The 10,752-nt window shown below is 68.4% G+C and carries 11 protein-coding genes and 1 riboswitch; of the genes, 1 reads left to right on the top strand and 10 read right to left on the bottom strand.

The genetic code is table 11. The features are described from left to right. Positions 1–76 precede the first annotated feature (76 nt). Positions 77–174, bottom strand: a riboswitch (glycine riboswitch). A gap of 112 nt (positions 175–286) precedes the next feature. Continuing rightward, a complete protein-coding gene (locus ACFWHU_RS36305) occupies positions 287–688 on the top strand; it encodes a PRC-barrel domain-containing protein (protein ID WP_387230409.1) in 402 nt (133 codons plus the stop codon). A gap of 10 nt (positions 689–698) precedes the next feature. Here ACFWHU_RS36305 and ACFWHU_RS36300 read toward each other — a convergent pair whose 3' ends face one another. From ACFWHU_RS36300 to pgsA, 10 genes are all read right to left on the bottom strand, one after another. Beyond that, positions 699–2,105 (bottom strand): DNA polymerase IV, encoded by a 1,407-nt coding sequence (locus ACFWHU_RS36300; protein WP_387230407.1) that lies wholly within the window; start codon positions 2,103–2,105, stop codon positions 699–701. Between the two features lie 48 nt (positions 2,106–2,153). Next, entirely contained in the window at positions 2,154–2,720 is a 567-nt protein-coding gene (locus tag ACFWHU_RS36295; protein ID WP_385802964.1) for a MerR family transcriptional regulator, read from the bottom strand. Between the two features lie 182 nt (positions 2,721–2,902). After that, positions 2,903–3,376 carry a bifunctional nuclease family protein gene (locus ACFWHU_RS36290; protein WP_031232239.1) on the bottom strand — a complete coding sequence of 158 codons (474 nt, stop codon included), beginning with the start codon at positions 3,374–3,376 and terminating at the stop codon, positions 2,903–2,905. Positions 3,377–3,429: 53 nt separating this feature from the next. Further along, a complete protein-coding gene (locus ACFWHU_RS36285) occupies positions 3,430–4,182 on the bottom strand; it encodes a MerR family transcriptional regulator (RefSeq protein ID WP_387230405.1) in 753 nt (250 codons plus the stop codon). A 17-nt stretch (positions 4,183–4,199) separates the two neighbouring features. Further along, entirely contained in the window at positions 4,200–5,114 is a 915-nt protein-coding gene (locus ACFWHU_RS36280; protein ID WP_385802980.1) for an FHA domain-containing protein, read from the bottom strand. 85 nt (positions 5,115–5,199) lie between these two features. Continuing rightward, a complete protein-coding gene (locus ACFWHU_RS36275; RefSeq protein WP_387230403.1) occupies positions 5,200–5,967 on the bottom strand; it encodes a DUF881 domain-containing protein in 768 nt (255 codons plus the stop codon). Between the two features lie 5 nt (positions 5,968–5,972). Continuing rightward, positions 5,973–6,305 carry a small basic family protein gene (locus ACFWHU_RS36270; protein WP_023543062.1) on the bottom strand — a complete coding sequence of 111 codons (333 nt, stop codon included), beginning with the start codon at positions 6,303–6,305 and terminating at the stop codon, positions 5,973–5,975. Further along, positions 6,302–7,231 (bottom strand): DUF881 domain-containing protein, encoded by a 930-nt coding sequence (locus ACFWHU_RS36265; RefSeq protein ID WP_385802971.1) that lies wholly within the window; start codon positions 7,229–7,231, stop codon positions 6,302–6,304. Before ACFWHU_RS36265 ends, ACFWHU_RS36270 begins: the two co-directional genes overlap by 4 nt. A 97-nt stretch (positions 7,232–7,328) precedes the next feature. Further along, the gene (locus tag ACFWHU_RS36260; protein WP_385802973.1) at positions 7,329–9,824 is read right to left on the bottom strand and encodes a sugar phosphate nucleotidyltransferase; all 2,496 of its coding nucleotides are present in this window, start codon (positions 9,822–9,824) and stop codon (positions 7,329–7,331) included. Positions 9,825–9,938: 114 nt separating this feature from the next. Next, positions 9,939–10,547 (bottom strand): CDP-diacylglycerol--glycerol-3-phosphate 3-phosphatidyltransferase, encoded by a 609-nt coding sequence (gene pgsA, locus ACFWHU_RS36255; RefSeq protein WP_078078411.1) that lies wholly within the window; start codon positions 10,545–10,547, stop codon positions 9,939–9,941. Positions 10,548–10,752: the final 205 nt, after the last annotated feature.

The raw sequence follows: 10,752 nt of genomic DNA, 5'->3' as shown, positions 1-10,752 counted from the left end.
CGCCGCGAGGCGGGCCGGCTTTCACCGTCGGTGAGAACCGATGCCGTCCGACACCTGTTCTGCTTTCCAGAGTGACCTCGTCCATGCGGTACGGGGGCCTGAGAGTTTCCGGGGAGGATTTGCTCCTTCGGCGCCTCCGGCAGTCTCACCGGATGGCTCTCCCGCACGGGGTCGACAGCCACTGGCCAGCCTACCAGCGAGGTCTCGCCATGGAGTTCGAGTGGCCGATACCCGCGATGTGCCCTTTCGTAGGGTAAGGGAGCATGTGCGACCAGTTGGAGGGACCGTGCAGACCGACATCGATCCGCGCAGCCTGATCGGCCGCAAGGCGTACGACCGCGACGGGCACAAGATCGGCACCGTCGACGAGGTGTATCTGGACGACGCGACCGGCGTGCCCGAGTGGGCGGCGGTACGGACCGGGCTGTTCAGCCGGGACGCGTTCGTGCCGCTGGCCCCCAGCACCTACCGCGACGAGACGCTGCACGTCCCGTACGAACGCGGCCTGATCAAGGGCGCCCCCGACTTCGGTGTCGGCCGCCATCTCTCCCCCGACCAGGAGATCCAGCTCTACCACCACTACCGGCTGGCTCTGCCGGAACCGGCGGCCCCGGAGACCCCGCCCCGTCCGGTCGACCGCGACTTCGGCCATGTGGCGGGCCGCGACGAGCCGGGCGGAGCCTCCTAGCACCCGCCCCTCACGAGGGCGGCGGTGGAGCCGGATCCGGCTCCACCGCGACCAGTGGCAGCGGCTCCGACAGCTCCAGGTCCGGATCGTCCGTACGGAACGTCCGGACCCGCCCCGGGACCACCGACGTCGGCTCCTCGAACCGTACTGTGACCCGCCCCACACCACTTCCCTGCACCCACCCCGCGCCGAACTCCGCGTGCCGCACGTCGTGCCCGGCGGGCCAGTGCCGCTCGGCGACCGCCTCGGCATCGGACTCCGGTTCCCGCTCCGGCCGCGGCTCGGACTCCTCCGGCACCACCACGGGGTCCGTCTCGGCACCGGCGCCCGTGGCTTCCGCGTCCGCCGCCGCCTGCGCGAACAGGTCCTCCTGGGTGTAGTCGGTCAGCCCTGTCACCCCCACCCCCAGCAGCCGCACCCCTCCGGTGGTGTCCAGGGACTCCAGCAGCCTCCCCGCGGCCTCACGCACCACGCCCGCGTCGTCCGTGGGCCCGCGAAGGGTCTCGGAGCGGGTGAGCGTCGAGAAGTCGTACCGCCGCACCTTGAGGACGATCGTGCGGCCCGAGTGCCCGGACTGCCGGAGCCGCTGGACACACCGGTCCGCCAGCCGGTCCACCTCCGCCCTGACCCGCGCACGGTCGTGCAGGTCGACGTCGAAGGTGTCCTCGACGGAGACGGACTTGGTCTCACGCTCGGCCACCACCGGCCGGTCGTCGTGCCCCGACGCCATCCGGTACAGCGAAGTGCCGTGCGCCTTCCCCACGAGCCGTACGAGCTCGTCCTCGCCGGCCTCCGTCAGATCGGCGATGGTGGTCATCCCCGCCCGGCGCAGATGCTCACCGGTGGCCGGCCCCACGCCGGGCAGCGTCCGTACGCTCATCGGCCCCAGCAGCTCGCGCTCCGTGCCCGGCTCCATGAGCACCAGGCCGTCCGGTTTGGCCTGCTCGGAGGCGATCTTCGCGAGCATCTTGGATCCGGCGAGACCCACCGATCCGGTAAGGCCGGTGACCGCCCTGATCTCACGGCGCAGCCGCTCGCCGGTCGCCCGCGCCGACGCCGAGTCGGAGGCCGATCCGCCCGCCTCCAGATCGACGAACGCCTCGTCCAGGCTCAGCGGCTCCACCAGCGGTGACAGCCGGCCGAGCAGCTCCATCACCTGCTCGCTGACCGTGCGGTAGAGCGTGAAGCGCGGCACCAGATACGCCGCGTTCGGCGCGAGCCGTCTCGCCTGCGCCATCGGCATGGCCGAGTGGACCCCGAACCGCCTCGCCTCGTACGACGCCGTCGAGACCACCCCGCGCGGACCGAGACCCCCGACGACGACCGGCTTTCCACGCAGGCTCGGCTTCGCGGCCTGCTCGGCGGCGGCGAAGAAGGCATCCATGTCGAGATGCAGGATGGTCGGCGCGGGTCTCACCCCACCGATGCTCCCCTACGCCACTGACAATCGCCCCGGAGCAGGGGTTCAGACGGCCCGGTCGCGGCGTCTGCGGGCGAGTTCGTCGGCGGGGTTGTGGCCGATCAGGGTCTCGCCGGTGTCGACGCGCTCCCCGTGCAGCTGCGAGAGCGCCGCTTCCACGTCCCGCCACACCACTCCGACGGCGATGCCGAAGATGCCCTGACCGCCCTGGAGGAGGTTCACGACCTCGTCCGGGGACGAGCACTCGTACACCGTCGCGCCGTCGCTCATGAGCGTCATGCGCTCCAGATCCGCCGCCTCGCGCCCACAAAGGTGCTGGAGGGCCGTCCGGATGTTCTGGAGGGCGACGCCGGTGTCCAGGAAGCGCTTCACGATCTTGAGGAAGACGACGTCCCGGAAGCTGTAGAGGCGCTGGGAGCCCGATCCCCGCGCGGGGCGCACACTCGGCTCGACCAGCCCCGTGCGCGCCCAGTAGTCCAACTGGCGGTACGTGATGCCCGCCGCCGCGCAGGCCGTCGGTCCCCGGTAGCCGACCGTGTCGGTCGTGGGGTCGGACGTACTGCTGTGAAGCGGGTACGGGTCGTTAGCCGTACCGTCGCCGCTGCTTCTCACACCGACCTCCGTCCTTGACCTGCCCCGTCGACGGTAGGCAGTCCCTCCGGGTGCGTCAACGATCGCCACGCTGGGCACGCCGAGTGATAATCACCCTGAGAGTGGTTTCCCGTGCCCCGTCACCGGGAAAGGCTGGTCGAATGCGCTGGCAGAGGTCGGTATGACGGCCGGCAGTTCACCGCTCACTGGCTGTTGGTCCCGAAATCCTCCGGAGAGATCTGGTCGAGGAATTCGCGGAACTTCTCCACCTCGTCCTCCTGCTCGTCGGGGATGGCGATGCCCGCATCGTCCAGCACCCCGTCACTCCCGTAGATGGGCGTGCCGGTGCGCAGTGCCAGCGCTATGGCGTCGGACGGCCTGGCACTCACCTCGACACCGCTCGCGAAGACCAGCTCCGCGTAGAAGACTCCTTCGCGCAGGTCGGTGATGCGCACCTGCGTAAGTTCCTGGCCCACGGCCTCAAGGACGTCCTTGAAGAGGTCATGGGTCAGTGGTCGGGCCGGTGCCATGCCCTGTTGGGCGAAGGCAATAGCGGTAGCTTCCCCAGGCCCGATCCAGATGGGAAGGTACCGGTCGCCTCCCACTTCACGCAGGAGCACGATCGGTTGGTTGGAGGGCATTTCCACCCGGACACCCACGACGTCGAGCTCGTTCACACAGCAACCCTAGGACGTGCCCGGTCGGTTTGGGTAGTCGGACTCCCCCAAGATCAGGTAAGCCGGACTCCGAGAGCCGTCTGCACCAGTGCCGCGTGGAGTCTCACCGAGAGCGCGGCGAGCTCCTTCGTCGCGGCCTCGGCATGGGCTCTGGTCTGCGGATTACGGTGCCGGCGCAGGGGAGAGACGACCTGTTCGACCAGTCCGGCCTCGCGGTCGGCGGCCGCTTTCACCGCTCGCAGATGTCGTGGTTCCAGACCGAATCTTCCGAGTTCCGCGACAATTTTTGCCACGGTCACGGTCTCGGAGTCGTAGCCGCCATCCGCCATCGGGGCGATGAGGCCGTACGCCTCCCACTCGTCCAGCTCGCTCTCGCCCGCGTCGGTGGCCGCCAGCAGCTCCGCGCGGCCGATCCTCGGGGCGGTGGGCAGCTCGGGCTCCGCGTCCCACGTGGAGCCGACGAGCTCGCGCTGAGCGTCCTGGGAGGCCTGTGCGGGCAGCGGGAGCCGGTCACCGCGCGCGACGGCGTCGAGATGCTCCCTGATGACCTTGAGGGGCAGATAGTGGTCCCGCTGCATGCGCAGTACCTGAGTGAGGCGCTCAATGTCCTCGGGGCCGAACTTCCGGTACCCCGACGCGGTACGCCGGGGCTCGACCAGACCTTCGGACTCCAGGAACCGGATCTTGGAGATGGTGACCTCGGGGAACTCGTCCCTGAGCTGGTTCAGCACCATGCCGATGCTGACCAGACGGTCACCCGTGGGGGCGGTGCCGTGACCGGCACCGCCCGTCGGCGGTCGCAGCATGGACCTTCCCTGAAGGGTCACACGCCCCGCTGGCTCGCGTAGAAGACCAACCGGTACTTGCCGATCTGGACCTCGTCGCCGTTCGACACGGCCACGGCGTCGATCCGCTCCCGGTTGACGTACGTGCCGTTGAGACTGCCGACGTCGGAGACCGTGAAGTGCCCCTCGGGGCTCCTGCGGAACTCGACATGCCGCCGGGACACGGTGACGTCGTCGAGGAAGATGTCGCTCTGCGGGTGCCTTCCGGCCGTCGTCAGGTCGCCGTCCAGCAGGAACCGGCTTCCCGAGTTGGGGCCGCGGCGCACGACCAGCAGCGCGGAACCGAGCGGAAGCGCGTCCACCGCGGCCTGCGCCTCCGGCGAGAGCGAGGGAACGGCCGTCTGACCGGTCGCCTCCGCCTCGTACGCCTCAAGGCCTGAGATGGAGATGGTCGAGGTCGTCTCCGAAGGACGCTCCGCGGGCGTTCCAGCCCTCAACGGCGCACCACAGTTGGAGCAGAACCGACTGTCCTGGGTGTTGCGGTGCCCGCACCTCGTACAAACCGGCAAGGCCGCCATGGACGGACCCTCCTGACCGGGGGGAAACCCTCCACCCGTACTTGAGGTCGATGGTCCACCGAAACCTATGCCGCCTGCGTTCGCGGGGTCAACAGACGACGCGCCCTGACCGCCCGAATTGTCCCCACCGGCGGCGCCGACCTCGTCACGGAAGAGCGGACGCTCGCCGCCCTGCTCCGCGTCCTGGCCATGGCGCGGTGCGCGATGCCGGGCGTTACCGCCGTCCTCGCGTGCACTCCTGCCGAACAACTTTCCAAACAACTTCACGGGCGATTCCCCTTGACCTGAACAGACCCGCCCGTGGGGCAGGACGAACCCTGAATGAACACACCTGCCGACTCGGACATCTTCACAACGTCCGTATCCATCAGACAGTTTCCACCACGCACCACGCGGAATGTGCGCCGACCCCCCGGAACCTTCTGCCCTCGTCCCCCGGTCCGCATGCGCCCCGGCCACATCACGACGACGACCGAGCGTAGTCAGGCCGCTGCGCGGGTCGCAAGGCGTCGACGACGATCTCGTCCGCCGCCGCGACCGTGGCGGTGGCCTGCTCCTTCTCCAGTGTCTGCACCACACCTCCGGGGATGTTGAGCGCCGGCTCCAGATCCTGCGGTTTGCCGATCACCTTGAAACGGTACGGCGCGCTGATCCGCTTGCCGTCCACCTCGATGTCACCGTCGCTTCCGGAGAGGTACGTCGCGGCGACCACCCGGACCCCGTTCACCTGGATCGCCTCGGCGCCCGCCGCCCGCAGCTCCTGGATCGCGTCGAGCAGCATGTCGGAGTCGATGCTGCCGCCGTCGTCATGGACGGTCAGCGTGATGCCGGGCCCCTGGGCGGCGACCGTACCGGCCAGGATGCCGAGCTGCTGCTCCTTCTCGCGCGTCTGCTTGCGCGCCTCCTCGGCCTGGTCGGAACTGGTCTCCAGCTCCGTCTGCTGGTCGTCCAGCCGCTGCTTCTCGTCCTCCAGCCGCTCGGTACGGCCGTCGAGCTCGTCCAGGATCCGTACGAGGTCCTCCTGGCGCGCGCCGCGCAGCGCGCTGTCGTCGTTGGTCGACCTGACCTGGATGGCGAGACCGAGTCCCAGCACGAACAGCAGGACGGCGACGATCAGTTGGGCCCGGGTGACGCGCGGCGGCCACAGTCCGGCGACGAGCCGCTGACGGCCCGTCATCTGTTTCGGCTGGGAGGGCGGCGGGGGCTGCGGGGGCTGTTCGCTGTTCATCGGCGTCACGCCCGGAAGACGTGCCGGCGGATCGCGGCAGCGTTGGAGAAGATCCGGATGCCGAACACCACGACCACACCGGTGGACAGCTGCGCGCCGACACCGAGCTTGTCACCGAGGAAGACGATGAGCGCCGCCACCACCACGTTCGACAGGAACGACACCACGAAAACCTTGTCGACGAAGATCCCGTCGAGCATGGCCCGGAGACCCCCGAAGACCGCGTCGAGAGCGGCGACGACGGCGATCGGCAGATAGGGCTCGACCACCGCCGGCACTTCGGGCCGAACCAACAGTCCGACCACGACTCCCACGACGAGGCCAAGTACCGCGATCACGATGTGCCCTTCCCTGTGTCTGCCGTGGCCCCTCCGTCGCCCTTCCCCGGGTCGGCGGCCTTCGGCTCTGCTGTACGTACGATCAGGCTCGGCGCGGCAGGAAGGCGCACCGTCTCCTGGTCGGAAATGCTGGTGCGCACACCGAAGTTCTCCTGCAACGAGTGCAGGTACTGCCCGTCGGCGCTGTCCTGGAATGCGGTGCTCAGGTTTTTCCCGTCCCCCACGGCCAGCACCGTGTACGGCGGCACCAGCGGCTTGTTGTCGACCAGTATGGCCTCACCGGCGGCCCTGATCGCCGAAAGGGCCGTCAGACGCTGGCCGTTGATGGACACCGCCTCGGCACCGGACTCCCACAGACCGTTGATGATCTGCTGCATGTCCCGGTCCCTGACCCGGCCGTTGTCCGAGAAGTTGGTGCTCTCACGGGGGCCGCCGGCGCTCTCGTCGGCGGACTTCGCGTCGTCGACGACGAGCTTCACGCCCGGTCCCTCGACCTCCGTGGAACCCGACAGGAGGGCCACCAGTTCGCCCTGTTCGCCCCCGTGGTCGCGCAGCGCCTCGCGCTGCTGGGCGCCCACTTCGTCACGGAGCTTGTCCACCGTGCGTTCGAGGGTGTCCGCCGATGCCGTCTCGGCGTCGATCCGGTCGATCAGCTCCTCGCGCTCCTTGGCGACGACCGGCGCGTCGATCCGCGCCTCGGCCGCGCCCACGGTGACGACCAGCGCGGCCAGTACGAGCCCCGCCGCCAGGCCCAGCTTCGCCCGGAGCGTACGGGGCAGCCCACCGTCCTCCGCGTCCCTGCGGGCGGCCGCCTCGGCGTAACCGTCGTCCAGGCTGTGGTCCATCACATTGTTCAGCAGCGACATGGACGCGTCGGGACGCCGGGGTGGCGACGGTGTGCTCCGAACGGGTGGCTGCTGCGGCATGCCGCACATCGTCGCACGGCGTGGGCGTTACCGCCGAATGGCCCCACCGGTGTGCCGGAGGGCGTCGGTCACCCGCCTCCGGCACACCGTCATCAGGTCACTGACCTGCGCTGTCCACGACGGCCGACCACTCGTCGAGCAGCGCCTGGGCGGAGGCGTCGTCCGGTCCCTCCGCCCACAAATGGGTGACGGCCTCGGCGGGCGCGGGAAGCACCATCACCCACCGTCCGTCGGCCTCCACGATCCGGACTCCGTCGGTCGTGTCGACGTCCCGGTCACCGGCCGCCTCCACGACCCGCCGCATGACGAGACCCTTGACGGCCCAGGGGGTCGCCAGATCCCTGCGCAGCACATGGGCGCGGGGAATGCGGGCGTCGATCTGGCTGAGTGTGAGCTGCGTACGGGCGACCAGGCCCAGCAGCCGTACGAAGGCCGCCGTGCCGTCGAGGAGACTGCTGAACTCGGGAACGATGAACGCGCCGCGGCCGTCACCGCCGAAGATCGTGGAATCCTCACGGCCGACCCGTGTCAGATCGTCGGGCGACGTGGTCGTCCACTCGACCTGGGTCCCGTGGTACGCGGCGACCTGCTCGGCGATCCTGGTGGTCGTCACGGGCAGCGCCACCCGCCCGCTGCGCCGCTCGGCGGCGACCAGGTCGAGCAGCACCAGCAGGGCACGGTCGTCCTCGATGATCCGTCCGCGCTCGTCGACGAGCGACAGCCGCTCACCCACGGGGTCGAACCGCACCCCGAACGACGCCCGCGCCGACGCCACGATCTCGCCCAGCCTGACCAGCCCTGACCGGCGCGACTCGACGGTCTCGGTGGGACGCGCCTCGTCGAGGCCCGGGTTGATGGTCAGCGCGTCGACGCCGAGCCGCCCGAGAAGACTGGGCAGAACGAGGCCGGCGCTGCCGTTGGAGGCGTCGACGACGACCTTGAGCCCGGCCTCGGCGATTCCCGACGTATCGACGTTCCTGAGCAGTGAGCCGGTGTACGAGTCGAAGACGCTCGCCGGGAAGTACAGGTCCCCGATCTCGCCGGGGAAGGCCCTGCGGTACTCCTGCCTCGCGTACACCCGGTCCAGCTTGCGCTGCCCGCCCTGCGAGAGGTCGGCGCCCCGTTCGTCGAAGAACATGATGTCGACGGAGTCCGGCACACCGGGCGTCGTCCGGATCATGATGCCGCCGGCGCTGCCCCGCCCTGTCTGCTGGCGGGCCACCGGCAGGGGGACGTTCTCCAGGTCGCGTACGTCGATGGCGCTGGCCTGGAGCGCGGAGATCACGGCCCGCTTGAGAGCACGCGCGCCACGTGAGTGGTCGCGGGCGGTGGTGACCGTGGAACCCTTCTTGAGCGTCGTCGCGTACGCGCCGGCCAGCCGCACGGCCAGCTCGGGAGTGATCTCGACGTTGAGGATTCCGGAGACCCCGCGCGCGCCGAAGAGATGCGCCTGTCCCCGGGACTCCCAGATCACCGAGGTGTTGACGAACGCGCCGGCCTCGATGGTCTTGAACGGATACACCCGGACATTGCCCTGGATGATCGATTCCTCGCCGACAAGGCACTCGTCACCGATGACAGCGCCGTCCTCGATCCGGGAGGCGCGCATGATGTCGGTGTTCTTACCGATCACACAGCCACGCAGATTGCTGTGCGGCCCGATGTACACGTTGTCGTGAACGACAGCCCTGTGGAGAAAGGCCCCCGACTTGACGACCACGTTGGACCCGATGACGGTGTGCTCGCGAATCTCGGCGTCCGCCTCGACCTTGGCGTAGTCACCGATGTAGAGCGGACCGCGGAGGACGGCGTCCGGATGGACCTCGGCTCCTTCGGCGACCCACACTCCGGGGGAGATCTCGAACCCGTCGAGATCGACGTCGACCTTCCCCTCCAGGACGTCCGCCTGGGCCTTCACATAGCTCTCGTGCGTACCGACGTCTTCCCAGTAACCCTCGGCGATATAGCCGTAGACGGGCTTGCCCTCCTTCATGAGCTGGGGGAAGACGTCGCCCGACCAGTCGACCGACGTGTCGGCCTCGACATAGTCGAAGACCTCGGGCTCCATCACATAGATGCCCGTGTTCACCGTGTCCGAGAACACCTGACCCCAGGTGGGCTTCTCCAGGAAGCGCTCGACCTTCCCCTCCTCGTCCACGATCGTGATGCCGAACTCCAGTGGATTCGGCACGCGAGTCAGGCACACCGTGACCAGCGCGCCCTTCTCCTTGTGGAAGGCGATGAGGTCCGTCAGGTCGAAGTCGGTGAGAGCGTCACCGGAAATGACGAGAAAAGCATCGTCCTTGAGCGCCTCTTCGGCGTTCTTCACACTCCCCGCGGTGCCGAGCGGCTTCTCCTCATTGGCATAGGTGAGTTCCATTCCAAGCTCTTCGCCGTCGCCGAAATAATTCTTCACGAGGGAGGCGAGGAACTGCACGGTGACAACGGTCTCACTGAGCCCGTGCCGCTTCAGCAAACGCAGCACATGCTCCATGATCGGCCGATTCGCCACCGGCAGCAACGGCTTGGGCATGCTCGAGGTCATGGGACGAAGACGTGTGCCTTCGCCGCCAGCCATCACGACTGCCTTCATGTCGGAAGCGTCCTCCTTGAAGAGACGGTCTCGCCGACGTCACCCATCTGAACAGGCCGCATGGCAGGCATCAGGTGCGGGCCGGCGACTCTGCACGGCACCACATCGACGAGCTCAATCGGCCACTCTGTCCGCTCTGACGAGCCGGCGGACCTGGACCACGTAGAGGATCCCTGCCCACCAATACAGAGTTGTACCCCATCCAGCGAACGCCCATCCGAAAACTTCGGCAAGTGCTGCGAGCCATCCGCTCCCGTCGCTGAGCAACAGCAACGGGAAGGCATACATCAAGTTGAAGGTAGCCGCCTTTCCCAGGAAGTTCACCTGGGGAGGCGGATAGCCGTGCCTGCGGAGGATTCCCACCATCACCAGCAGCATCAACTCACGGGCCAGAAGCGCCGCGGTGAGCCAGAGGGGCAGGATCTCGCGCCAGGTCAGGCCGACGAGGGTGGAAAGGATGTACAGCCGGTCGGCCGCGGGGTCCAGAAGGCGCCCCAGGTTGCTGATCTGGTTCCAGCGGCGAGCGAGGTAGCCGTCGAGATAGTCGGTCACCCCGCTGAGCATCAGGACGAGCAATGCCCAGCCGTCGCTGTTCGGCCCGCCGAACTCCGGACGGAGGATGAGCCACAGGAAGAGCGGTACGCCCAGGAGGCGAGCCATGCTCAGGATGTTGGGGATGGTGAACACCCGATCCGTCTGGACGCGGGTCTCCTGAACCTCCACCCGGGGGCCTCCTGTGCGGGGATGTACCAACGATGCCCCCTGACCTTACCCGGACCAACCGCCGGCGGACGCCGTGGGGTTTGGGGTGTGGCCTTGTTCGGCCGTTGCAGAAAGGGTCTTGAACGCAGAAATGCCCCGCACCAGAGGTGCGGGGCATTCCCAACCAAAGATTGTTCGGCGGCGTCCTACTCTCCCACAGGGTCCC

The sequence above is a fragment of the Streptomyces sp. NPDC060366 genome (assembly GCF_042725135.1).
GTDB lineage: Bacteria > Actinomycetota > Actinomycetes > Streptomycetales > Streptomycetaceae > Streptomyces.
The sequence above is the reverse complement of the archived record's forward strand: the minus strand, read 5'-3'. Positions and strand labels throughout refer to the sequence as shown.